Genomic DNA, 22,838 nt, shown 5'->3' on the forward strand with positions numbered 1-22,838 from the left:
CCGCGGAACATCATGCAGCAGCGCACCTACAAGACCGCGGTGATGGTGGTCCACGATCTCGTGGCGACCGCGCTGGCCGTGGTCCTCACCTTCGTGTTCCGCTTCACCGGCGACGCCCTCGCCGAACGCGTGCACGCGCTTCCCGTCCTGCTGCCGCCGTTCCTCGTCGTCGCCGGCCTCGTCTACGGACGGTTCAGGCTCTACCGCACCAAGTGGCGCTTCGCCTCCCTGCCCGATCTCGCCGGCATCGTTCGCGCCGCGAGCGTGCTCGCCTTCGGGCTGCTGGTGCTCGACTACGTCCTGGTCTCGTCGGACCTGTACGGGTTCTACTTCTTCGGCAAGATCGCCATCGTCCTGTACTGGGTGCTGCAGATCTTCCTGCTCGGCGGCACGCGCCTCGCCTTCCGCTACCTGAAATACGCCCGCTCCAAGCAATCGAGCGCACGCTCGGCCACGGTGCCGACGCTGCTGCTCGGCCGCGGTGCCGACATCGAGACGCTGCTGCGTGCGATCGAATCCGGCTCGGTGCGCAAGCTCGCGCCGAAGGGCATCCTCTCGCCGCGCGCCGACGAGGCCGGGCAGACGATGCGCGAGGTCGCCGTGCTCGGCGGCTTCGCCGACCTGGAGCGGGTCGTCGGCGACCTCGCCGCCCGCGGCCAGCCGGTGCGCCGGCTCGTCGCGACCCCGAGCGCGCTGGCGCCCGAGGCCGAGCCCGACGACCTGATCGCCCGCGCCCGGCGGGTCGGCCTGCCGCTCGCCCGGGTGGTCAGCCTCGGCGACGGCATGCGCGACGCCGAGCTCGCGCCGCTCGAGATCGAGGACCTGCTGCTGCGCCCCACCGTCGCGATCGACAGGCCGCGGCTGGAGCGGTTCCTCGCCGGCAAGCGCGTGCTCGTGACCGGCGGCGGTGGCTCGATCGGCTCCGAGATCTGCGCCCGGGCGCTCGCCTTCGGCGCCTCGGCGCTGATGGTGGTGGAAAGCTCCGAGCCGGCCTTGCACGGCATCCTGAGCCAGCCTGCGCTGCTCAACGCGCAGGCCGAGGTCGGCGGGACGCTCGCCGACATCCGCGATCGCGAGCGCCTGCACGCGGTCTTCGCCGAATTCCGGCCCGACTACGTGTTCCATGCCGCCGCGCTGAAGCAGGTGCCCTATCTCGAGCGCGACTGGAGCGAGGGCATCAAGACCAACGTGTTCGGCTCGATCAACGTCGCCGACGCGTCGGTGGCGGCCGGCGCCCGCGCGCTGGTGATGATCTCGACCGACAAGGCGATCGAGCCGGTGTCGCAGCTCGGCGTCACCAAGCGCTTCGCCGAGATGGTGGCGCAGGCGCGCGACGCCGAGCAGGCCGCGATCCCCGGCCACCCGACACGGCTGATCGCCGTGCGCTTCGGCAACGTGCTCGGCTCGGTCGGCTCGGTGGTGCCGGTGTTCAAGGCGCAGATCGCCCGCGGCGGCCCCGTCACCGTGACGCACCCCGACATGGTCCGCTACTTCATGACCGTGCGCGAGGCGGCCGACCTCGTCCTCACCGCGGCCTCGCATGCCGACCGCGAGGCGCGCAGCCTCGCGCCGGGCGCGGCCGACCAGCGCGCCGCGGTCTACGTCCTCAAGATGGGCCAGCCGGTGAAGATCGCCGAATTGGCCGAGCGCATGATCCGGCTCGCCGGCTTCGAGCCCGGCGCGGAGATCGAGCTGGTGTTCTCCGGCGCACGGCCGGGCGAGCGCCTGAACGAGATCCTGTTCGCGCGCGAGGAGCCCCGCGTCAGCCTCGACGGGATCGACGGCGTGATGGCGGCCAAGCCGGTCTTCGCCGACCGCGCCCGGCTCGATGCCTGGACGGCGTCCTTGCGCGAGGCGGTGGAGGCCGGCGACCGGGCCGCCGCGGAGGCGGTGTTCGAGGCGGCGATCCCGCATTTCCGCGAGCGCTTCGACAAGCCGGTCGCGGCGGCGCCGGCGAGCCCGGATGCGCCGGCCCTCGGAACCGCCGACGCCGGCCTCTGTTGATTCGCGAGCTTTCCCGGTCGGGAACCATTCGACGCCCCGCCGATTGAGGCGACGACCGAACCGAGCGCAGTTTCCGTACAGGGAGTGTGCCGAAGGAAGGACGAATTCATGCGGACGAAGACGTTTCTCGCAGGCCTCACGATGGTCGCCGGTCTCGGCGTGGCCGGACTCGGCGTCGCTGCGCCGGCCTCGGCGCAGGGCATCCAGATCGGACCGGGCGGCGTTCGCGTCGATCCCGGCTATCGCGACCGCGGGCCCCGCGACGACATCGACCTGAGCCGCGGCGAGGCGATCCGGATCGCCCGTCGCGAGGGCCTCGCCGACGTCGACAACGTCGACCGCCGCGGGCCGCGCATCATCGTTCGCGGATCGGATCGTCGTGGCGACGACATCACGGTGGTGGTGGACAGCCGCTCGGGCGACGTGATCGACGTTCGCCGCTGACGCCATCGCCTCGGTGTCGTAGGATCGAGCCCCGGCCTCGCGGCCGGGGTTTTCTTTCGACCGAGGCCTGACTTCGATGATGCCGTCCCGTGCCGCCGCATCGCTTCGCCGAAGCTCCATCGTCGCCGCTGCGGCGTTCGCGATCGTCCTGCCCGGGGCCTTATCCGCAAGCGCTGAAAGTTGCCGCGCCGCCGTTGGGGCGCGTCAGGCCGAGCGGCTGGTCGCGCGCTGCATGTCGGTCTCCCCGGCGACCCATCCGCCCTGCAACGCTGACAATGCCTGCGCCCTGATCGAATCCGAGATCGCCCGGGGCTGCGGGATGATCGACGACGGCACCGCGCCGTCGTTCTGCCGGGACGACTGATCCGCCGATCAGGCCGACAGGCGCGCGAGCCGAGCGAGGCCGCCCCGCGTCGTGCCGGCCGGCGCCCAGCCGAGGGCCGCCAAACCGTCGCTGCGCGCGACCAGATTCTCGGCCAACCGCGAGAAGGTCGCCTCTCGCCCAGTCAGGCGGCAGGCCAGCCCGATCGCCGCCGAGGGTATCGGAACCAGGCCGGGCCGTCGGCCGAGCCCGGTGCGCAGGGCCGTCAGCATCTCCGGGAGCGTCGGCGCGTCGGGGTCGGCGACGACCAGCGGCCGGTTCAGCGCGGCGTCGGTCCGCAGCGCCGTATCGATCGCCGCCGACACGCTCTCGACCGAGACCAGCGACCGGCGGCCGGCCAGCGATCCGAGCGGAAGCGGATACGGCGAGCGGGCGAGCCGCACCAGCGCGGCCATGTTGCCCTTCACGCCGGCGCCGTAGACTAGGACGGGCCGCAGGGCGACCCAATCGAGGCCGATCGCGTCGAGCGCCCGCTCGGCCTCGAGCTTGGAGCGGCCGTAGGCGTCGGTGGGAGCCGGATCGTCGGCCTCCGTCACGGTCCCGGCGGCGGTCGGGCCGGTCTGCGCACGGATCGATGACAGGAACACGAAGCGGCGCACCCGCGCCCGCGCGGCGGCTTCGGCCAGGCGCCGCGTCGCCTCAGTGTTGAGCGTGCGGTAATCGTCCTCCGGTGCGCCCGACATCGCGTGCGCGAGGCCGGCCGAATGCACCACCGCATCGACGCCGGCGAGCGCCGCCGCCATGTTCATCGGCCGGGTCAGGTCGCCGACGATGGCGCTCGAGGCACCCTCCGGCATCGCGTCCACCGGCCGCCGCAGCAGCAGGCGGACGCGGTAGCCGCGCGCCGTCAGATCTCTCAGGACGTGCCGGCCGATGAAGCCGGTCGCCCCGGTGAGCGCGATCAATTGGCTCAAGACGTCGTCACTCCGTGCTTGGCCGGCGCCCGCGCGAATCGGACCAGCACCGATCCGACGAGACCGCATCCGACCGCCAGGGCACCGAGGGTGATGGCCGGCGAGGGCCAAAACAAGGTCGCTCCGGCGAGCGCGGCCAGGCACGCGTTGAGCGCGAGCACGCGTCCGACGACGCCGGTCACCGCGATGCCGTTCGTGGTGGCCCGCTGGTAGAAGTGGCTGCGATGCGCCTGCCACACCGGCTCGCGCCGGGCGGCGCGCCGGATCAGCGTGAGGGTGGCGTCGGCGAGGTAGTAGAGCGGCAGCAGGATCGCCGCGGCGAGGCCGCCCGCGAGGGCGAGCCGGTACAGCAGCCAGGCTAGGATCAGCCCGAGCGGCAGCGAGCCGACATCGCCGAGGAAGAGCTTCGCCACCGGCCGGTTGAACGGCGCGAAGCCGAGCATCGCCCCGAGCAGGGCCGCGGCGACGAGGATCGCGGCCGGCGGCAAGGCGCCGGACCCGCCGAGCAGGATCAGCGCGCCGGTAACGGGCACCGTCTCGGCGACCGTCATCCAGTCGAGCCCGTCCATGAAGTTGACGAGGTTCACGAACCAGATCCCGGCGAGCACCGCCAGCGCCCGTTCCACCGCGAGCGGCAGGGCCGGCACCAGCCGGCCGTCGACGCTCGCCACCAGGGCGGCGACGACGAGGGCCTGCAGCACGAGGCGAAGCGACGCCGGCAGCGGGCGGATGTCGTCGACGGCGCCGACCAGGGCGAGCACCACGGCGCCGAGCCCGAGCACCAGCACGTCGCGGCCCGCATCCGGCGCGGCGAGCAGCAGCCCCGTCACCGCGAGGGTCGCCGCGACGACGGCGATCCCGCCGCCCTGCGGCGTCGGCTCGGTGTGGCTTGAGCGCGCGTTGGGGCGGGCCAGCGCGTAGCGGACCAGCAGCGGCCGGAGCCGGACGATCAGGCCGGCGCTGAGGGCCGCGGCGAGGGGAACCGCGATGAGGGGGGCGAGCATGGTGCCGCTCTACGCTCCCGGGCCGCCCGGGTGAAGCCGCCGGGTGCGCGTGTCGCTGCACCCGGCGGCCTCGCGCCTCAATAGACCTGCGCCGCCGCGTCCTTGCCCTTCGCGGCGCCGTCGGTGCGGTTGGTCTTGTCGATCGCGCGCTCGACCACCTTGGCAATGCCGATCATGATCGTGTCAATCACGTAGTCCTTCGGCGTATAGACCGCCGAGACGCCCATGTTCTTCAAGACCAGCTCGTCGTCGGGCGAGATGATGCCGCCGACCACGAGCGGGATGTGGTCGAGGCCGGCCTCGCGCATCTTCGCCTTCACGTCGCGCACCAGCGGGACGTGGCTGCCGGAGAGGATCGAGAGGCCGACCACGTGGGCGCCGGTCTCCTTCGCCTTCGCGACGATCTCGGCCGGGGTCTGGCGGATGCCGTCGTAGGTCACGTCGAATCCGACGTCGCGGGCGCGCAGCGCGATCTGCTCGGCGCCGTTCGAGTGGCCGTCGAGGCCGGGCTTGCCGACGACGATGCGCGGCTGCTCGCCGAGGCGCTCGCCGAGATCGGCGATCAGCAGCTTGGCCTCCTCGGCGGCACCGGACGAAACGGTCTGAAGAGTGACGCCGGTCGGCGCGCGGTACTCGCCGAACACCTCACGCAGGCGCGTCCCCCACTCGCCGGTCGTGACGCCGGCCTTCGCGGCGGCAATCGAGACCGGCATGATGTTGGCGCCCGAGCGCGCCGCCGCCTCGAGCTCCTCGAGCGCCTTGCCGACGGCGTTGTCGTCGCGCTTCGCGCGCCAGTCCCGGATGCGGGCCTCGGCCTCCATCTCGACCGTCTCGGACACGGTGAAGATCGCGCCCTCGCCTGCGGTGAGCGGCGAGGGCTCGCCCTGCTGCCACTTGTTGACGCCGACGACGATCTGGTCGCCGGCCTCGATCGCCGAGATGCGGCGGGCATTGGATTCGACGAGCGACCGCTTGAGCGCGCCGGTCTCGACCGCGGCGACCGCGCCGCCGATCCCGCCGATGCGCTCCAGCTCGGCCCGGGTCTCGACCTTGAGCGCCTCGACCTTGGCGTCGATCACCTTCGAGCCGTCGAAGATGTCGTCGTACTCGAGCAGGTCGGTCTCGAAGGCGAGAATCTGCTGCATCCGCATCGACCACTGCTGATCCCAGGGGCGCGGCAGGCCGAGCGCCTCGTTCCAGGCCGGCAGCTGCACCGCGCGGGCGCGCGCCCGCTTCGACAGCGTCACCGCCAGCATCTCGATCAGGATGCGGTGGACGTTGTTCTCAGGCTGTTGCTCGGTGAGGCCGAGCGAGTTCACCTGCACGCCGTAGCGGAAGATCCGCTTCTTCGGGTCGTCGATGCCGTAGCGTTCCTGGGCGATCTCGTCCCACAGCTCGGAGAACGCGCGCATCTTGCAGATCTCGGTGACGAACCGCAGGCCTGCGTTCACGAAGAACGAGATCCGCCCGAACACCTCCGGGAAGCTCTCGGCATCGAAGTTCGGGTCGTCCCGCACGGTGTCGAGCACCGCGATCGCGATGGCGAGCGCGTAGGACAGCTCCTGCACCGGCGTCGCCCCGGCCTCCTGCAGGTGGTACGAGCAGACGTTCATCGGGTTCCACTTCGGCACCTCCTTGGTCGTGAACAGGATCACGTCCTTGGTCAGCCGAAGGCTCGGCGCCGGCGGGAACACGTAGGTGCCGCGCGACAGGTACTCCTTGATGATGTCGTTCTGGGTGGTGCCCTGCAGCCCCGAGAACGGCGCGCCCTGCTCCTCCGCCACCGCGAGGTAGAGCGACAGCAGCCACGGCGCCGTGGCGTTGATCGTCATGGAGGTGTTCATCTGGACGAGCGGGATGTTGTCGAACAACGTCCGCATGTCGCCGAGATGGGCGATCGAGACGCCGACCTTGCCGACCTCGCCGCGCGCCAGCTCGTGGTCGGGGTCGTAGCCGGTCTGGGTCGGCAGGTCGAAGGCGACCGACAGGCCGGTCTGCCCCTTGGCGAGGTTGCCCCGGTACAGCGCGTTCGATTCCTTGGCGTTCGAATGGCCCGCATAGGTGCGGATGATCCAGGGCTTGTCGCGCTTCACCCCGTCGACGCTCGCGCTCGCGCTCATGTCACCCGTCTCCGCTGATCCGTTCGTCGCGCGGCTCGCTCGCCCCGCCCCTTGCGGCGCACCGTAGCGAAGCCGTCGCGGGCCGTCATCTCATGCGAAGGGCCGGCGCCCGTCACCGGGCGGCGAGGCGCCCGCAAAAATCTCAGGGTCGACATCAAGGAAATTTGACGGGGATGGGTGGCACCGCCGCGGTTTCGAACGGTTCCAAACCGCTCGACGCGCGTTGGCTGGCCGCATTCGGACCTGGACGCGCGGCGTGCGCGCCCGACCACGCGGACCACCAAGCCAAGGAGCCCTGCACGATGGCAGACACCTCGCCCCGTCTGACGACGGCGTTCGGAAACCCGATTTCCGACAACCAGAACTCGCTCACCGCCGGCACCCGCGGCCCGGTGCTGATGCAGGATTACCATCTCATCGAGAAGATGGCGCATTTCAACCGGGAGCGGATCCCGGAGCGGGTCGTCCACGCCAAGGGCTACGGCGCCTACGGCACCTTCCGGCTGACCCGGAGCCTGTCGCAGTACACCCGCGCCAAGGTGCTGACCGAGGTCGGGCAGGACGTGCCGATGGTAGCGCGCTTCTCGACGGTCGGCGGTGAATCCGGCTCGGCCGACACCGCCCGCGATCCGCGCGGCTTCGCGCTGAAGTTCTACACCTCGGAAGGCAACTGGGACCTCGTCGGCAACAACACGCCGATCTTCTTCGTCCGCGACGCGATCAAGTTCTCCGACTTCATCCGCACCCAGAAGCGCGATCCGCGCACCCACCTGAAACCCCATTGGCGCCGCTGGGACTTCTGGGGCCTCTCCCCCGAGGCGATCCACCAGGTCATGATCCTGTACTCGGACCGCGGCACGCCGAAGTCGGCCCGCTTCATGAACGGCTACGGCTCGCACACCTTCTCGCTCTGGAACGAGGCTGGCGAGCGGCACTGGGTGAAGTTCCACTTCCACACCCAGCAGGGCATCCAGAATTTCTCTGCGGCGGAAGCCGACAAGATCGCCGGCGAGGATCCGGACTACTCGGCCGCCGATCTCTCGACCGCGATCGAGAAGGGCGACTTCCCGAAGTGGAGGGTCTCGGTGCAGCTGATGCCCGAGCTCGACGCCGACACCTACCGCATCAACCCGTTCGACCTCACCAAGGTCTGGCCGCACGGCGACTATCCGCTGATCGAGATCGGCGAGATGGAGCTCAACCGGAACCCGGAGAACTACTTCGCCGAGATCGAGCAGTCGGCCTTCGAGCCCTCGAACGTCGTACCCGGCATCGGCTTCTCGCCGGACAAGATGCTGCAGAACCGCCTGCTCTCCTACGGCGACGCGCACCGCTACCGCCTCGGGATCAACTACCAGCAGATCCCGGTGAACCAGGCGAAGAAGGCCGCCGTCCAGACCTACCATCGCGACGGCGCGATGCGCACGGACGGCAATCACGGCGCGCAGGTCGACTATCAGCCGAACTCCTTCGGCGGGCCGGTCGAGGATCCGTCGGTGGCCGAGCCGCCGCTGCGGATCACCGGGGATGCCGGCCGCTACGGCTGGCCGGGCGACGACGCCGACCTCTACGGCCAGCCGCGGGACCTGTGGACGAAGGTATTCGACGACGGCGAGCGCAAGCGGCTCGTGGAGAACATCGTCACCTCGATGGACGACTCGCCGCGCCACATCCAGGATCGGATGATCGGGCACTGGTACAGGGTGCATCCCGACTTCGGCCGCGGGGTCGCGGAAGGTCTCGGCATCGAGACGAGCAAGGCCGCCGCCGAATAGTTTTTGGGTGGCCGCCAAGTTAATTTTGTATCCAGAAGGCGTCGGCATGAGCCGGCGCCTTTTTTCTTGTCGGACACCGTACTCCTGGCCTTTCGGACGACTTGCAGACCCTTGGACGCCTCATCCTTCGCCGTTATAGCGCTAGGCCGGAACCGCGGCGTCGTCAGAACCGCGAGCGGGCACGAAACGGATTCAGGAGAGAGACGATGGCTGCCAGCGCGGCACTGCAACCGGCCAGCGCCGGGACGGGCGAGGTCAAGGACCTCTACGAGATGGGCGAGATCCCGCCGCTCGGTCACGTGCCCGCCAAGATGTATGCCTGGGCGATCCGCCGCGAGCGCCACGGGCCGCCGGAGGATTCGCATCAGCTCGAGGTGCTGCCGGTCTGGGACATCGGCGACGACGAGGTCCTGGTCTACGTCATGGCCGCCGGCGTGAACTACAACGGCGTCTGGGCCGGCCTCGGCGAGCCGATCTCGCCCTTCGACGTGCACAAGGCCGCGTACCACATCGCCGGCTCCGACGCGTCCGGCATCGTCTGGGCGGTCGGCGCCAAGGTGAAGCGCTGGAAGGTCGGCGACGAGGTCATCGTCCACTGCAACCAGGACGACGGCGACGACGAGGAGTGCAACGGCGGCGACCCGATGTTCTCGTCCTCGCAGCGGATCTGGGGCTACGAGACTCCCGACGGCTCGTTCGCCCAGTATTGCCGGGTGCAGTCGCGCCAGCTGATGAAGCGGCCGCAGCACCTCACCTGGGAGGAGGCCGCCTGCTACACGCTGACGCTCGCCACCGCCTACCGCATGCTGTTCGGCCACGCGCCGCACACCGTCCGCCCCGGCCAGAACGTGCTGATCTGGGGCGCCTCGGGCGGCCTCGGCGTGTTCGGCGTCCAGCTCTGCGCCGCGTCCGGCGCCAACGCCATCGCCGTGATCTCGGACGAGTCGAAGCGCGACTACGTGATGAGCCTCGGCGCCAAGGGCGTCATCAACCGCAAGGACTTCGACTGCTGGGGCCAGCTGCCCAAGGTGAACTCGCCGGAGTTCAACGCCTGGACCAAGGAAGCCCGCAAGTTCGGCAAGGCAATCTGGGACATCACCGGCAAGGGCAACGACGTCGACATCGTGTTCGAGCACCCGGGCGAGGCGACCTTCCCGGTCTCGGCGCTGGTGGTGAAGCGCGGCGGCATGGTGGTGTTCTGCGCCGGCACCACCGGCTTCAACATCACCTTCGACGCCCGCTACGTCTGGATGCGCCAGAAGCGCATCCAGGGCTCGCACTTCGCCCACCTCAAGCAGGCCTCGGCCGCCAACCAGTTCGTGATCGACCGCCGGGTCGACCCGTGCATGAGCGAGGTGTTCCCCTGGGAGAAGATCCCGCAGGCGCATACCAAGATGTGGAAGAACCAGCACCCGCCCGGCAACATGGCCTGCCTCGTCAACTCTCCGCGCGCCGGCCTGCGGACGGTCGAGGACGTGATCGAGGCGGCGGGTTTTCCGCGCGGCTGACGCGAACTCTTCGAAGCCTTAAGACCCGCGTCCCTCAGGGGGCGCGGGTCTTTCTTTGGCCGAGGGATTCGCGCGCGGCGCGTCGTGGCACGCTCCCGTCCGGGCCATTGTCACGCATCGCGTCGAGGCGCCCGCGCCTTCCCTCCCCCCTCTGCGGGGAGGGTAGGCCTCGCGTGAGCGAGGGTCGGGAGAGGGGACGCACCGCACGTCCGCGACGGGCGACCCGACGAGGGTTCGAGCCGGTCGTGCAGCGTGCCGTCCGCGCTACCGCTTCGTCTCGGTCCCCGGCAGGTGGCGCCCGTAGCTTTCCTGCTTGGTCGCCTTCTCGGTGATCAGGTCGGCGTAGGCCTGCCGCATCTCCGGGGAGACGGAAACCGTGCGGGCCTTCTCCTTCTTGCGCTTGGGCGCTTTCTTGAAGGTGTTGCTCGTCTCGCTCATGCCGGGCCTCGCGTCGGGGTGGTCGGGGTCGGCGTGCCCGGATCTGGCTCGCCCGGGGCAGGCGGATCGCAAGGGAACGCGACGAACGAAAGAAGGCGGGGCGGCTTTCGCCGTCCCGCCTTCGTGTTTCTATCGTCCGAGGAAGATAGAGGCCAGTCGCTGGAGCAGGCCCCGCGGTGCGGGCGGAGGCGCGCTCTGCCCAGGACTGTCCCCGATCTAAGCGTTCGCGGCGAAGGGGTGGGTCGCGGACTTGCGCTGCTCGGTGACCGCGGCGGCCTTCGGCTCGCCGGAGACGGCGCGCTGGATCGACAGCTTGGTGGCCTCGTAGTTGTACTTCTGGATCTTGGCGTCGTCGGCCGCTTCCCAGTGGATGAACACGCCGACCAGGATGAACAGGTCGTCGGCCTCATCGGCGGGGATGATGCCCTCGGCGACGGCGTCCTGCACGGCCATGGCGACGCCATGCTGGGCGGGGCCGAACATCTGGACGGCCTGACGGGCGTCGTTGATGGTCACCTTGTTGAACATCAGGGTGTTGGGCTTGCACGGCAGGTTCGGCGCGATGACCGCGAGCAGGCTGGTGAAGCCGTGCTTGTTGTTCACGAGGCCGTTGCAGAAGGCGGTCTCGGCCGGCGAACCGCGCGGTCCGATGATCAGGTCGATGTGGGCGACCTCGTTGCCGTCGCCGACGAGGGCTTCGCCGACCTGGACCTTGGTGATCTTTGCCATTCGGGTTTTCTCCCTGGATTCCAAACTCAAGGACCGCGGCCCGTCGAGTCGGGCGCGGCCGGAAGCCATCCTTGTTCGCGACGCCCGGCCTTGGAAAAGCCGGGCCGGTTAGCCCGGATAGCGGCGCGGACCCTACAGCGCGGTCCGGCCCGTCACAACCCATGGCAACGCGCTGAAATCGATATTAAAAGTGCGGCCCGGCGCTTGACGGCGGGAACTTTTTCAGAGGACGCCCGCAGGGTCCGCGACGCGGGCGCCCGCGGATGCGAGGGCATCGCAGAACAGCGTGGCGACGGTGAAATCGGCGCTGGTGCCGGGATTGATCCCGGCGGCCTTCCAGGCCGCGTCCAGCGCCAGCAGGCGCTCCACAGGTCGGGCGCGCAGGTCGAGGCCTGTAAGCGCCTCCACGGCCTCGGACCGCACGGCCTCCGCCCGGTCGGCGCCGTGCTTGCGCGCCACGTGGCTGTCGGGAAACGCCTGCAGGTAGGCGAGGTGCACGGCGGTGGTGCACCAGGCCGGTTCGAGATCCTTCTCGCGCGCGGCCGCCAGAGCCGGGAGGCCGACCCGGACGAGGTCGGCGAAGCCGTCGGTATAGGCGCGGGCGATGCGGTCGCGCGGGGCAGCCTCCTGCATTGCCGCCGCCAGGGAATCCGGGGCCGGCGCGGCCACGTCGTGCCGTCCGGCCCGGCCAAGCCCGCCCGGGTTGGCGAGGCGGATCGCGTCGAAGACGCCTTGCGCGTCCGCCGGTTCGAGGCCGGCCAGCACCTCGGCCACGGTGGTTCCCCGCTCGGCGGCCAGCGCCAGGGGCGCGCAGAGCAGGAGGATGCCGAGGTTGGTGTTCTGTCCCACCGCCGCCATCGTTGCCGCGACCGCGTCGCGGATCCGTGCGCCGAGCCCGGCTCCGCCGCGTGCCAGGGCGGGCGCCGACACCGCGGCGCTCATCATGAAATCGGCCACCGCCATGCGATGGCCGGCGGCGTAGGCGTGGACGTTGCCGGGTTTCAGGGCGTCGAGCTCGGCCAGGCACGCCGCCTGGTACGAGGCCGCGATCGCCTCCGGCGCGAGGCGCATCAGGCGACCACGAGCCGCGGCCGGCGCGCGGACCGGACGGCGGCGAGGAAGCCGCGCACCACCGCCCCGGCGATGTCGACCTCCGAGACCTTCTGCAGCCCCGACCATGCCGGCATCGAGTTGACCTCGAGCACGAGGAAGCCGCCCTCCCCGTCCTCGACGAGGTCGATGCCGGTGTAGTCGACGCCGACCGCGGCGGCGGCGGCCTCGGCGAGCTCGGCCGCCCGCGCCGGCATCGCCCAGGGCAGCGGGCGGCCGCCGAGGTGGACGTTGGTGATCCAGCCGTCGCCCTCGCGGATCATCCCGGCGATGGCCCTGCCCTCGCAGACGAAGACGCGGTAGTCGCGCCACAGCCCGTCGCTGCGGGGCACGTAGCGCTGGAGGTAGTAGACCCGCGAGACCGCATCCTCCGGCGGCAGGTCGTCCGGCCGCTCGATCAGCTGCAGCCCCTCGCCCTGCGAGCCGAACAGCGGCTTCAGCACCAGGGGCCGCCCGGGGCCGGCCTCGCGCGCGACGATCTCGGCGGCGGCCGTGCGCTTCGAGCACACGAAGGTGTCGGGCGTCGGCAGGCCGGCGCGGGCGATCATCAGGCTGGTCGCCGCCTTGTCGACCGAGCGCTCGATCGCGACCGGCCCGTTCCAGACGGTGACGTCCGAGGCCACCAGCGCATGCAGCACGCCCAGACGCATCGTCGTGGCCTCGAAGGTGCCGCCGGCGATGGTCCGCAGCAGCACGCCGTCGGGCAGCGTCCCGGCGAAGCCCGGCACCTGCAGGGGCTCGCCGCCGCCGGTGACGATCGCCACGTCGGCGAGCGAGAACAGCACCGGCTCGACGCCCTGCGCGCGAAGCGCCGCCAGGAGCCGGGCCTTGTGCCAATTGCCGTTGTCGGCCGCGAGCGCGATGCGCATTCTGTCGGTCACCCCAAGGATGGTTCAAGCCGCCGGTTCCGCCGACACGCATTGCCCTCCCGCTCCACGCCGTCATCCCGGGGCCGCGAAGCGGAGCCCGGGATCCAGAGCCGCCGACGGTGCCCGAGCTTGCCGCCACGGCGGATCTGGATTCCGGGCTCACCTGTGGCGCCCCGGAATGACGATGGTGGGGAAACCCCGGGAGAGCCGCGGGCGATGGCCTTCGTGTCGTGAAAGCCGGCCTCGACTGCCGCTACGAGAACGACGCCTCGACCAGCTCCGGCATCAGCTTGCCGCCGCGGAAGGTCGCGCCGGTGCGGATGGAGGTGACGATCGCCTCGGCCGGCGAGAACAGCGCGCCGTCGATCTTGTAGAAGTCGCCGTTCACCCGCGAGAAGATCTCGGCGAAGGGCGCGCCGTGGTCGCTCGACGTGGTTGAGGGCAGCTGCTCGGCGAGCTGCTTGGCCTCCGCGTCGTCGGCGTCGACGAAGAGCTGGACCCGGCCGCCGTAGATGATCGCGTCGTTGGTGCGGCCCATCGCCTTGATGAAGTCCGGGTGCTGCGGCGACAGCGGCGCCGAGCCGATGCCGTCGACGATCCGGTGCAGGTCGAAGCCGACCGTGTGCGCCTTGTGGAGGGCGACCTCGAGCACGCGGGCAACGACCTGTGTCGCGCCGGCGAGGCTCTGGGTCGGCGCGAAGATGAAGGTCAGGTCCTCCGGGCGCAGGGAGCAGGCCTCGGCGACCTTGGCGACGACGCTGGCCGGCGGCCCGCCGGCGGCCTCGAGCACCAGGGCGGTCTTCGTGGCCGAATCGCGGTAGCCGAGCTCCTTGTAGAGGTCCTCGACCACGGCGACGGCGCGGCCCGGGCCGGAGCCGAGGGCGAAGAAGCCGGAATCGCCGTCCTCGTCGGCGAGCGACCAGCCGGCATACTGGCTGCCGAGGCAGGCCAGCACCGGGTCGGCGGCGTGGACGACCACCGAGTACGGCCAGGACGGGATCGGGCCCGACGGGCTGATCGAGACGGTACCGAGGCCGCCGAGGCAGATCTCGGCGATCCGGCGGCCGGCCTCGATCGAGCCGCGCGCCGAGGCGCCGGCGTCGACCATGCGCGCGCCGCCCGGCACCTGTGTCACGGACAGGCGCAGAACGTCGGCGTCAGCGACGAAGCGCTCCACCAGGGGGGTCGCGATGGCGTTCAGGCTCGGCTGGTTGGTGCTCATGCGTTTCCTCCTCGGACAGCCGGTCGCGCAAGCTGGCGATCCGGGTCCCCAATTCTTGTCGTGCCGCCGGCCCGTCCGGCCCCCCCGCCAGGACCGTGCAGAGCGGGGCGTCCCGCATCACCCGTGTCCCGGCGCGGGGCCGGTCCCGCACGTGGTCCGGCCAGGCGACCGCCGGGACGACGGCGTGATCCCGCGCCGCGTAACAGATCTGCGAGGCCGCCGCATCCTCCGGCGCCGGCCCGATCTCGGGCGCATGGCCGAGGCAGGCCTCGACATGCGCGCGAAGAAGCGGCACGCCGCGCCGGTCGAGCACGTCGAGGGTGGCGCCCGGGCGCGGGTTGATCTCGGTCAGCCACCATGCCTCGCCGTCGGACAGAAAGTCGACGCTCGCGAGCCCGCGCAGCCCGGTCGCGCGGACCAGCTCGTCGGCCGCCTCCGCGACGGCGGCGACGATGGCGTCCGGGAGCGCGGAGGTCTCCCGCCGCCCCGGCGCCAGCGCGCCGGCATAGCGGAACGGGCGCAGGAGAGACGGCGCGCTCCACTGCTCGGTCAGCGCCAGGATGCGCGCGCCCGACGCGTCGGCCAGGATGTTGAGCGCGAAGGCGCGGCCCGGGACCCGGGCCTGGAAATAGGCGCCCGCCGGCGCCGGCCCGCTTGTCGCCGCGCGGATATGGCTCCCGCCCGAGCCCCCGGCCCGCTTGAGCAGCCAGGCCTTCGGGTCGTCGAGCCGCGCCCGCGTCACCGCCGGATGCGGGATGGCGAGCGTCGCGCACAGGGCCGCGAAGCGCAGCGGGTCCTTCAGCGCGGACACCGTCTCGGCCCCCGCGCCGACCAGGCGATGGCGCCGCGCGATCGCAGCGATCAGCGCGGGTGCGGCCTCGAAGCCGCTGCCGAGCACCACGCCGAGCGGAGCACCGCCGGCCATCGCCGACAGCGCGTCGAGATGGGCGAGCACCGTCTCCGCGAGCCGTCCCGTGCCGAACCGGCCCTCGAGCGGGCGATGCGCCGCGGCGAGTTCCAGGGTGTCCGAATCGGCGAACAGGTCGGCGACGAACGGGCGCAACCCGGCGCGGCGGGCGGCCTCGGCCAGGGCCCGCCCCGACTGGGCCGCGATCAGGATCGCCGCGCCGGCCATGATCGCCCCGCCGGCCTTGCCGGTCTCAGCCGGCGATCTCGACGGCGAGGGCGTAGGCGTCGCGGAAATCGAGGCAGAGCGGCGCCTCGGCCGCGAGCATCCGCCCGAACAGCTGCTTCTGCGTCTCGTACTTCACGTTGCCGACGGCGAGCGCGCCGATGCCGACGCCCTTGCCGACCGGAAGCGCCACGTCCACCGCGTTGACGTCGATCCCGGCGATGCCCGCCGGCGGCACCGCGTTGACGTCCGAGGCGACGAGCAGGTTCGGGGCCGCGCGCAGGTCCTCGGCCGAGAGGATCGGAATGCCGGCGGGGCCGGCCGAAAGGATCACGTCGGCATCCGCGATCGCCTTGCGGCGGTCGTCCGGCGTGGTGCCGTCGATGGCGCCGACCTCGATCCCGAAGCGCCACTTCATCGTGAAGGCGATCTTCGAGACCCGCTCCTCGCCGTCATGGCCGACCAGCACCGTCCTGGCACCTTCGAGCGCGCCGATCACCGCGGCGACGTAGGCGACGACGCCGGCGCCCCCGAAGATGACGATGCGCTTGTCCTTCAGGCCGGTGCCGAATTTCTGGCGCAAGGCCCGCGAGACCTGCGCCACCATCGCCGCGCCGGTGGTGAAGGAGCCGGCCGGGTCGGCGAACAGGTGGTTGGCGAAGGGCGGCACGAAAGCCTTCCTGGCCCGGTCGACCATGTCGAGGGCGTCCTCGGCGTTCTTGCCGCCGATGAAGATGCCGGTGCGGACGCCGTCTCCGGGCGCGCGCGAGAAGATCGAATCCTGCGTGAGCGAGACCACGTCCGGCAGCGTCACGTCGGTGTAGGTGACAATGGTCTCGAACCCGGCATCGACGGCCATGTTCACGTCGAACGGGCTCATGTGCTTGAGCGGCGTCAGCATGTGCAGGATCGAGCGGGCCATGGGGATTCCCTGTCTGGTGCGAGGATCGTCGGTCGGTGTCGTTGAGAGTCGCAATCGACGCCCGCGGTCAAGCGTGCCGGTTCAGGCGGTCGTGATCTCGGCGCCCGTGTTCCGGCCCCGCGCGATGAGGAAGCGCAGCGGGCCCGGCCGGTCGAGCCCGGCGACCAGCGCGCGGGCGTCGGCCTCCGACGGCATCAGCGCGAAGCCGGTCGGCCCCCAGGAGCTCTGGCCGTAGCCGGCGACGCCCTGGTCGGCGATCGTCCGCAGCGCCTCCGCGACGGCGGGGCTGGCGTAGCGGCCGCCCTGGTGCGGCGCGAAGTGGTCGCCGATCAGGCGCTGGATCTGGGTGATGCCGGCGCCGAAGCCCTGCGGCTCGGCGAGCACCGCCGCCGGCATCACCTGCATCAGCACGATCCGGCAGATCTCGGCGGCCTGGCGCTCGGGAAAGCGCGGCAGCTCGGCGAAGGCGCGCTGCTCGCGCGAGCCGTGGATGCCGGTGGCGTCGCGGTCGAGGATCAGCACGACGCGCCACGAGTCGGGGTAGGCCAGGCGGGCGATCACCGGCGGCGGCGCTCCGGTGGCGTCGCGTCCGCCGTCGACGATCAACCCGCCCTCGGTGAAGGCCGACAGCCCGACGCCGGACCGGTTGCCGCGATCGAGCGCGTTCGAGAAATCCTCGGCCGAGAACGGCTTGCCCGAGAGGCGGGCCAGGGCCGCGGCCACGCTGAGCGCGAGCTGCGTGCCCGAGCCGAACCCGGCATGAGCCGGAATCGCCTCCTCGACCCGGATCGCGACCGATTCGGCGACGCCGAGATGGCTCGCCGCCGCGTGGACGTAGCCGCGGACGCGGCCCTCCTCCGGTCCCGAGACGGACAGCCCGTCGGCGGCGCTCGCGGTGAGTCGGACGCCGGGGGCGTCGATCGCCAGGCCGATGCTGCCGAAGCGGCGGCCGAGGCCGCCATGCAGGTCGAGGAACCCGAAATGCAGGCGCGCCGGCGCGTGGACGTGGACGGAGCGCGAGGCGGCCTCGGAGCGGCCGCGTGCGGGTTCAGACACGTCGATCCCCTCCGCCTTCGCCACGCCGCTTCATCCTGCCGTCGCGGCGGACCTCTCGGGAAATCGGTCCCCGCGGTAGCCGGCTTCTCCCATGGAGGCGCCCCGCCGGGCAACCGCCTGTCGGGGCGAAGCGGCCGCAAATCGCGGCGACAGGGTTGCCTGTGGCGTCCGAGCGATGCAAACGTGCCCTCCAGCGCAGGCATTCCGAGTGCCGCCGGGTCGGGATCGCATCCCGTCCGGGCAGGCCATTCCGGCTGCGACGGTCCTTCGGCCGTCCTCCCCGGTCTTACGGCGACGATCTGCGACGCCTCAAGAAACGGTTCGGGTGAGGACGCATGACAGCCTGGGTGAAGGGTGACGCGACCGATGCGGAGGGCGCCATCGCGGCCGCCGCCGCTCTGCTCGCCGCCGCGCATGCACCGGTCTTCGCCGGACTGAACGCCGACGTCGCCGCGATCCGCGCCGCCTACCGCCTCGCCGGCACGATCGGCGCCTCCCTCGATACGCAGGGCGCCGCCGGCACCTACGCCGACCTCGGAGCGCTCAGCCGCGTCGGCGCGATGACGTCGACGCCGGCCGAGGTCCAGGGGCGGGCCGACGTGGTGCTCGTCGTCGGCGCCAAGGCCGGCACCAGCACCCTTGCCTCGGCCCTGCGCGGCAGCAAGCCGGTGCGCGGCCTCGCGGCCGGGGCCGACCGCCAGGTGCTCGCCGTCGCCGGCGCATCCGCTCAGGCGCTGGCCTCCGACCTCGCCCTGCTCCGCGCCCATGCCAAGGGGCACCTCAAGGACGCCACCCCGCTCAACGAGATCGCCCGCGCGCTCTACGCCGCCCGGTACGGCGCGGTGCTCTACGACCCGGCCGAGCTCGGCGAGCTCGGCGTCGAGACGGTGCAGGGGCTGGTGCGCGACGTGAACGAGATCACGCGCTGCTTCGCGCTCTCGCTCGGCGGCCCCGACCAGGACCGCTCGGTGGTGCAGGTCGCGGCCTGGACCACGGGCCAGGCCCCGCGCACCGGCTTCGGCCGCAAGGTCCCCGAGCACGATCCCTGGCGCTTCGACGCCGCGCGGCAGGTCTCGACCGGCGAGGCCGACGCCGCGCTGTGGCTCTCGACGCTTCCGGCCGCGCGCCCCGACTGGCTCGGCGCCCTGCCCTCGATCGCGATCGTCGGCACGGGCAGCCCCGAGGCCGCCCCCGGCACCGCCGAGGTCGTGATCGCGGTCGGCGTGCCCGGCGCGAGCGCCGGCGGCGTCCTCTGGAACGAGGGCCGCGGTGCCCTCACCTACCGACCCGGCACGGGGGGCGGCGCTTCGGCCGCCGACGTGCTGGCCCGCATCGAACACCATTTCGCTGGGAAGGATTCCTGATGCTGATCCGGATCCAGGGCGGCCGGGTGGTCGACCCGACGGCCGGCCGCGACGGCGTCGGCGACGTCTGGGTGGAGGACGGCCGCGTCGTCGCCCCCTCCGAGCGGACCCCCGACCGCACCGTCGACGCGACGGGCTGCGTGGTGATGGCCGGCGGCGTCGAGGTGCACTCGCACATCGCCGGCGGCAACGTCATCACCTCGCGGCTGCTGCTGCCCGACCTCTACGTCAGCGAGACGGCGCCGAACGGCCACCCCTTCGCCCATGCCGGCGGCGCGGCGGCCTGGATCGGCGCGGCCTACGCCAAGATGGGCTACACCACGGCGGTCGAGCCGGCGATGCCGCCGACCCACGCGCTCGCGACGCAGCTCGAATTGGCCGACATCCCGCTGCTCGACCGCGGCGCGCTCGCGGTGATGGGCAACGACGATCAGCTGCTGCAGCTGCTGCGCGCGGGCGAGAGCCGGGACGCGGTCCGCGACCTCGTGGCGCTCAACGTGGCGCAAAGCCGGGCGCTCGGGGTCAAGTGCATCAACGCCGGTGGCGCCTCGGCCTTCAAGGACGGCGTGCTCAAGCTCAGCCTCGACGACGAGATCCCGGTCTACGGGCTCTCGACCCGCAAGATCATGGGCTCGCTCCTCGACGCGGTCGAGGCGATCGGCGTGCCGCATCCGTTGCACGTCCACTGCAACAACCTCGGGCTGCCCGGCGCCGACGACAGCTTCATCGAGACGCTGGATGCGGCCGAGGGCCGGCGCATCCACTTCGCCCACGCCCAGTTCTACGCCTACGGCGCGGCCGACCCGGCGAATCCGGGCACAGGCGGCTTCCGCTCGGCGGCGCGCCGCATCGTCGACGCGATGCACGCGAACCCGAACGCGACCCTCGACATCGGGCAGGTGGTGTTCGGCCAGACCGTCACGGTCTCGATGGACATCCTGCGCCAGTTCGGCGGCCGCAAGGGCGCCAACCCGAAGAAATGGGTGCTGAACGCGGGCGATGCCGAGGGCGGCGGCGTGGTGCCGTTCCTGTATAAGCCGCGCGGGCCGACGAGCTCGCTGCAATGGGCGATCGGCCTCGAGATCATGCTGCTCTCGAACGAGCCCGAGCGCACGATCCTGACCACCGACCACCCGAACGGCGGCCCGTTCACCGCCTATCCGCGCATCATCCACCTGCTGATGGACAAGGAGGAGCGCGACCGCGAGATCGCGACGCTGCCCAAGGTCGTCGGCGAGCGCTCGTCGCTGCCCGAGATCGAGCGCGAATACTCCTTCTCCGAGATCGCCGAGCTGACCCGCTCGGGGCCGGCCAAGCTCCTCGGCCTTTCCGATCGCGGGCACCTGCGCGCCGGCGCGCGCGCCGACATCGCGGTCTACCGCGAGGACAGGAACCGCACCGCGATGTTTGCGAGCGCCAAGCTCGTGCTCAAGGACGGCGTGGCGATCGTCGAGGACGGCGAGGTCGTGCACTGGCACGTCGGCCGCTCGCTGTCGCTCACCGTCGAGTCCGACAAGGCGATGGAGCGCCGCACCGACGCCTACCTGCAAGACCGGTTCGGCCAGGGGCTCGACAGCTTCGCCGTGCCGGACGCGGCCTTCCCCGAGGCCGAGGTGTTCGAGGACGTGGCATGCCGGGCATGAGCGAGCGGCTTTGCGCGAGGGACGGGAACCGGAATGTCTGACCTCACCCTCAACGGCATCCGCGTCGAGGACACCTTCGCGGAGGCGTTCGACGTCGCCGGCACCGCGATCGTCGTCACCAACGACACCGCGAAGTGGGCGATGATCGCCGCCACGACGATGACCGGCTTCGCTACCTCGGTGATCGGCTGCGGCGCCGAGGCCGGGATCGACGCCGAGCTGTCGCCCGAGGAGACGCCGGACGGGCGCCCGGGCGTGCGCATCCTGCTGTTCGGCTTCGAGCCGAACGGGCTGAAGGAGCAGCTGCTGAAGCGCGTCGGGCAGTGCATCCTCACCTGCCCCGGGACGGCGTGCTTCGCCGGCGTCGAGGGGCCGACCAAGATCAAGCTCGGCGGCGCGATCCGCTACTTCGGCGACGGCTTCGCCATCGCCAAGCGCCTGCCGGACCACACCGGCAGGATGCGGCGCTACTGGCGCATCCCGGTGATGGACGGCGAGTTCCTGTGCGAGGATTCCGTGCGCGCGGTCGACGGCGCGGTCGGCGGCGGCAACCTGCTGTTCCTCGGCCGCACCCACGCCGAGACGCTGACGGTGGCCGAGGTCGCCGTGGAGGCCGCCAAGGCCATCCCCGGGGCGATCCTGCCCTTCCCCGGCGGCATCGTCCGCTCCGGCTCGAAGGTCGGCGGCCGCACCAAGGGCATGATGGCCTCGACCAACGACGCCTACTGCCCGACGCTGAAAGGCCGGGCCGGCTCGGCCCTGCCGCCCGAATGCGGCGTGGTCCTGGAGATCGTCATCGACGCGCTGACCTCGCAGGGCGTCTCCGATTCGATGCGGGCGGCGCTCCACGCCGCGACCGAGATCGGCGCGCAGCACGGCCTCGTCGCGGTCACCGCCGGCAATTACGGCGGCAACCTCGGGCGGCACCACTACCGCCTGCGCGACCTGCTCGACAAGAATCCCGCCGCGAAGGAGACCGTAGCGTGAGCGTCCTCTCCCTGCGGCAGGCGCCCCCCGAGCGCCTCGACTTCCTCAACATCGCGCCGGCGACCCTGGCCGCGCTGTCGCCGGCCGAGGCCGAGCGCCTGCCGATCGGCACCACCCGGCGCGGCCTGGTGCTCGGCGACTGCTTCCAGGTGTCGCTCGACGGCGGCGACAGCCTGACCATCGAGGGCGGCCACGAGCGGCTCGACCGCGTCGGCGGCGCGCTCGCGGCCGGCACGATCCGCGTCGTCGGCGACGTCGGCCAGCGGCTCGGCGAGGGCATGGCCGGCGGCATGCTGACCGTCACCGGCACGGCCGGCCCGTTCGCCGGCACCGGCGCCACCGGCGGCACCATCACCATCGCGGGCGATGCCGGCGATTACGCCGGCGGCGCGGTCTACGGGGCCAAGGCCGGGCTCGACGGCGCGACACTGATCATCAAGGGCACCGCCGGCCGCCATCTCGGCGACCGCATGCGGCGCGGGCTGATCCTGGTCGAGCGCGCGGGCGATTACGCCGGCTCGCGGATGATCGCCGGCACGATCGCCGCCGGGTCCGTCGGCGACGACGCCGGCTACGGCATGCGCCGCGGCACGCTCCTCCTCGGCAGCCACGGGCGCCTGACGCCGACCTTCGTCGAGACCGGCGAGCACGACCTCGTCTTCCTGCGGCTGCTGGCGCGCTCGCTCAAGACCCTGAGCCCGCGCCACGCCGAGATCGCCGCCGGCCCGCTGCGGCGCTATTCCGGCGACCTCGCGACGATCGCCAAGGGCGAGATCTGGGCGGCGGCCTGAGAGCCGCTCCTGCCTCCCCCCGCAGTGGGGGGGGAGGCAGGCTCACGTGCCGTCCTCGCCGCATCACTTCCCACGGACCTCGGCGTCGTCTTAAGATCCTCTCAACCCGGCCGCGGAGCCGGGGCCCTGCGAGGACGTCCTGCCGATGCTGATCCTGCTGTCCGCCTGCCTGCTGTCGCAACCGACGCAGTGCCACGACGACCAGATCCCGATGTCCTACGAGGGCAGCAACCCGTTCATCTGCCTGCGCCACGCCCAGAGCGTCCTCGCCGAATGGCAGGCGGCGCACCCCGACCTCCACGTCGCGAAGTGGCGCTGTGCCGTTCGCGGCACGGTGCCGAAGGACCTGTGACCGCCGCGGACCGAAGCTGAACGGATCCCGACGCGTCCGCTCGCGAACGGTTCAGCCTCCCTCGATCATCCT

The 22,838-nt window shown here is 71.6% G+C and carries 21 protein-coding genes; 10 read left to right on the forward strand and 11 right to left on the reverse strand.

The annotated features are described in order from the left end of the window. Positions 1-12: 12 nt before the first annotated feature. From MKK60_RS17770 to MKK60_RS17780, 3 genes are all read left to right on the forward strand, one after another. The gene (locus tag MKK60_RS17770) at positions 13-2,004 is read left to right on the forward strand and encodes an SDR family NAD(P)-dependent oxidoreductase (protein WP_243987865.1); all 1,992 of its coding nucleotides are present in this window, start codon (positions 13-15) and stop codon (positions 2,002-2,004) included. Between the two features lie 108 nt (positions 2,005-2,112). Next, positions 2,113-2,448 carry a PepSY domain-containing protein gene (locus MKK60_RS17775; protein ID WP_243935642.1) on the forward strand — a complete coding sequence of 112 codons (336 nt, stop codon included), beginning with the start codon at positions 2,113-2,115 and terminating at the stop codon, positions 2,446-2,448. Between the two features lie 76 nt (positions 2,449-2,524). Further along, positions 2,525-2,812, forward strand: coding sequence for a hypothetical protein (locus MKK60_RS17780; RefSeq protein WP_243987867.1), 288 nt, complete (start codon positions 2,525-2,527; stop codon positions 2,810-2,812). An 8-nt stretch (positions 2,813-2,820) separates the two neighbouring features. Here MKK60_RS17780 and MKK60_RS17785 read toward each other — a convergent pair whose 3' ends face one another. From MKK60_RS17785 to MKK60_RS17795, 3 genes are all read right to left on the reverse strand, one after another. After that, complete coding sequence (locus tag MKK60_RS17785; RefSeq protein ID WP_243987878.1) at positions 2,821-3,744, reverse strand: NAD-dependent epimerase/dehydratase family protein; 924 nt, start codon at positions 3,742-3,744, stop codon at positions 2,821-2,823. Beyond that, complete coding sequence (locus tag MKK60_RS17790) at positions 3,741-4,748, reverse strand: MraY family glycosyltransferase (protein WP_243987880.1); 1,008 nt, start codon at positions 4,746-4,748, stop codon at positions 3,741-3,743. The genes MKK60_RS17785 and MKK60_RS17790 overlap by 4 nt, the downstream gene beginning before the upstream one ends. 77 nt (positions 4,749-4,825) lie before the next feature. Then, positions 4,826-6,868, reverse strand: a complete 2,043-nt coding sequence (locus MKK60_RS17795; RefSeq protein WP_243987882.1) for a protein meaA — start codon at positions 6,866-6,868, stop codon at positions 4,826-4,828. 302 nt (positions 6,869-7,170) lie between these two features. Between MKK60_RS17795 and MKK60_RS17800 the strand changes: the two genes are divergently transcribed. Together MKK60_RS17800 and ccrA are read left to right on the forward strand one after the other, a co-directional pair. After that, on the forward strand, positions 7,171-8,643 hold the full coding sequence (locus tag MKK60_RS17800) for a catalase (RefSeq protein WP_243987884.1): 1,473 nt from the start codon (positions 7,171-7,173) through the stop codon (positions 8,641-8,643). Between the two features lie 206 nt (positions 8,644-8,849). Next, complete coding sequence (ccrA, locus tag MKK60_RS17805; protein ID WP_147726857.1) at positions 8,850-10,151, forward strand: crotonyl-CoA carboxylase/reductase; 1,302 nt, start codon at positions 8,850-8,852, stop codon at positions 10,149-10,151. A 264-nt stretch (positions 10,152-10,415) separates the two neighbouring features. Here ccrA and MKK60_RS17810 read toward each other — a convergent pair whose 3' ends face one another. The 8 genes from MKK60_RS17810 to MKK60_RS17845 all read right to left on the reverse strand — a co-directional run bounded on the left by MKK60_RS17810 (position 10,416) and on the right by MKK60_RS17845 (position 17,629). Further along, positions 10,416-10,589: a hypothetical protein gene (locus MKK60_RS17810; protein WP_187274654.1), complete on the reverse strand. Its 174-nt coding sequence runs from the start codon at positions 10,587-10,589 to the stop codon at positions 10,416-10,418. A gap of 216 nt (positions 10,590-10,805) precedes the next feature. Continuing rightward, complete coding sequence (gene fae / locus MKK60_RS17815) at positions 10,806-11,318, reverse strand: 5,6,7,8-tetrahydromethanopterin hydro-lyase (protein ID WP_147726855.1); 513 nt, start codon at positions 11,316-11,318, stop codon at positions 10,806-10,808. 222 nt (positions 11,319-11,540) lie between these two features. Beyond that, positions 11,541-12,389 (reverse strand): triphosphoribosyl-dephospho-CoA synthase, encoded by an 849-nt coding sequence (locus tag MKK60_RS17820; protein WP_243987886.1) that lies wholly within the window; start codon positions 12,387-12,389, stop codon positions 11,541-11,543. Then, entirely contained in the window at positions 12,389-13,297 is a 909-nt protein-coding gene (locus MKK60_RS17825; protein ID WP_147842520.1) for a RimK family alpha-L-glutamate ligase, read from the reverse strand. Before MKK60_RS17825 ends, MKK60_RS17820 begins: the two co-directional genes overlap by 1 nt. 253 nt (positions 13,298-13,550) lie before the next feature. Further along, positions 13,551-14,519, reverse strand: a complete 969-nt coding sequence (mch, locus tag MKK60_RS17830; protein WP_243987889.1) for a methenyltetrahydromethanopterin cyclohydrolase — start codon at positions 14,517-14,519, stop codon at positions 13,551-13,553. After that, on the reverse strand, positions 14,455-15,654 hold the full coding sequence (locus tag MKK60_RS17835; protein ID WP_243987891.1) for an ATP-grasp domain-containing protein: 1,200 nt from the start codon (positions 15,652-15,654) through the stop codon (positions 14,455-14,457). Before MKK60_RS17835 ends, mch begins: the two co-directional genes overlap by 65 nt. A 25-nt stretch (positions 15,655-15,679) precedes the next feature. Continuing rightward, positions 15,680-16,573 (reverse strand): NAD(P)-dependent methylenetetrahydromethanopterin dehydrogenase, encoded by an 894-nt coding sequence (locus MKK60_RS17840; protein ID WP_243987893.1) that lies wholly within the window; start codon positions 16,571-16,573, stop codon positions 15,680-15,682. A gap of 81 nt (positions 16,574-16,654) precedes the next feature. After that, positions 16,655-17,629, reverse strand: a complete 975-nt coding sequence (locus MKK60_RS17845) for a beta-ribofuranosylaminobenzene 5'-phosphate synthase family protein (RefSeq protein WP_243937209.1) — start codon at positions 17,627-17,629, stop codon at positions 16,655-16,657. Between the two features lie 335 nt (positions 17,630-17,964). Between MKK60_RS17845 and MKK60_RS17850 the strand changes: the two genes are divergently transcribed. From MKK60_RS17850 to MKK60_RS17870, 5 genes are all read left to right on the forward strand, one after another. Further along, positions 17,965-18,993, forward strand: coding sequence for a formyltransferase (locus MKK60_RS17850; RefSeq protein ID WP_243987896.1), 1,029 nt, complete (start codon positions 17,965-17,967; stop codon positions 18,991-18,993). Continuing rightward, positions 18,993-20,636: a formylmethanofuran dehydrogenase subunit A gene (locus tag MKK60_RS17855; protein WP_243935658.1), complete on the forward strand. Its 1,644-nt coding sequence runs from the start codon at positions 18,993-18,995 to the stop codon at positions 20,634-20,636. Before MKK60_RS17850 ends, MKK60_RS17855 begins: the two co-directional genes overlap by 1 nt. Positions 20,637-20,669: 33 nt before the next feature. Continuing rightward, complete coding sequence (gene fhcD, locus MKK60_RS17860; protein WP_147842526.1) at positions 20,670-21,623, forward strand: formylmethanofuran--tetrahydromethanopterin N-formyltransferase; 954 nt, start codon at positions 20,670-20,672, stop codon at positions 21,621-21,623. Beyond that, the gene (locus tag MKK60_RS17865; protein WP_243987905.1) at positions 21,620-22,414 is read left to right on the forward strand and encodes a formylmethanofuran dehydrogenase subunit C; all 795 of its coding nucleotides are present in this window, start codon (positions 21,620-21,622) and stop codon (positions 22,412-22,414) included. Before fhcD ends, MKK60_RS17865 begins: the two co-directional genes overlap by 4 nt. Before the next feature lie 145 nt (positions 22,415-22,559). Next, on the forward strand, positions 22,560-22,766 hold the full coding sequence (locus tag MKK60_RS17870; protein WP_147729737.1) for a hypothetical protein: 207 nt from the start codon (positions 22,560-22,562) through the stop codon (positions 22,764-22,766). Positions 22,767-22,838: the final 72 nt, after the last annotated feature.

This window comes from Methylobacterium sp. J-092 (assembly GCF_022829325.1).
Classification (GTDB): Bacteria; Pseudomonadota; Alphaproteobacteria; order Rhizobiales; family Beijerinckiaceae; genus Methylobacterium.

Bases quoted from the DNA above. Each gene is read 5' to 3' on its own strand.
- MKK60_RS17770 (WP_243987865.1), top strand. From the start codon at position 13: ATGCAGCAGCGCACCTACAAGACCGCGGTGATGGTGGTCCACGATCTC.
- MKK60_RS17775 (WP_243935642.1), top strand. From the start codon at position 2,113: ATGCGGACGAAGACGTTTCTCGCAGGCCTCACGATGGTCGCCGGTCTC.
- MKK60_RS17780 (WP_243987867.1), top strand. From the start codon at position 2,525: ATGATGCCGTCCCGTGCCGCCGCATCGCTTCGCCGAAGCTCCATCGTC.
- MKK60_RS17790 (WP_243987880.1), bottom strand. From the start codon at position 4,748: ATGCTCGCCCCCCTCATCGCGGTTCCCCTCGCCGCGGCCCTCAGCGCC.
- MKK60_RS17795 (WP_243987882.1), bottom strand. From the start codon at position 6,868: ATGAGCGCGAGCGCGAGCGTCGACGGGGTGAAGCGCGACAAGCCCTGG.
- MKK60_RS17800 (WP_243987884.1), top strand. From the start codon at position 7,171: ATGGCAGACACCTCGCCCCGTCTGACGACGGCGTTCGGAAACCCGATT.
- ccrA (WP_147726857.1), top strand. From the start codon at position 8,850: ATGGCTGCCAGCGCGGCACTGCAACCGGCCAGCGCCGGGACGGGCGAG.
- MKK60_RS17810 (WP_187274654.1), bottom strand. From the start codon at position 10,589: ATGAGCGAGACGAGCAACACCTTCAAGAAAGCGCCCAAGCGCAAGAAG.
- fae (WP_147726855.1), bottom strand. From the start codon at position 11,318: ATGGCAAAGATCACCAAGGTCCAGGTCGGCGAAGCCCTCGTCGGCGAC.
- MKK60_RS17820 (WP_243987886.1), bottom strand. From the start codon at position 12,389: ATGCGCCTCGCGCCGGAGGCGATCGCGGCCTCGTACCAGGCGGCGTGC.
- MKK60_RS17825 (WP_147842520.1), bottom strand. From the start codon at position 13,297: ATGCGCATCGCGCTCGCGGCCGACAACGGCAATTGGCACAAGGCCCGG.
- mch (WP_243987889.1), bottom strand. From the start codon at position 14,519: ATGAGCACCAACCAGCCGAGCCTGAACGCCATCGCGACCCCCCTGGTG.
- MKK60_RS17835 (WP_243987891.1), bottom strand. From the start codon at position 15,654: ATGGCCGGCGCGGCGATCCTGATCGCGGCCCAGTCGGGGCGGGCCCTG.
- MKK60_RS17840 (WP_243987893.1), bottom strand. From the start codon at position 16,573: ATGGCCCGCTCGATCCTGCACATGCTGACGCCGCTCAAGCACATGAGC.
- MKK60_RS17850 (WP_243987896.1), top strand. From the start codon at position 17,965: ATGACAGCCTGGGTGAAGGGTGACGCGACCGATGCGGAGGGCGCCATC.
- MKK60_RS17855 (WP_243935658.1), top strand. From the start codon at position 18,993: ATGCTGATCCGGATCCAGGGCGGCCGGGTGGTCGACCCGACGGCCGGC.
- fhcD (WP_147842526.1), top strand. From the start codon at position 20,670: ATGTCTGACCTCACCCTCAACGGCATCCGCGTCGAGGACACCTTCGCG.
- MKK60_RS17870 (WP_147729737.1), top strand. From the start codon at position 22,560: ATGCTGATCCTGCTGTCCGCCTGCCTGCTGTCGCAACCGACGCAGTGC.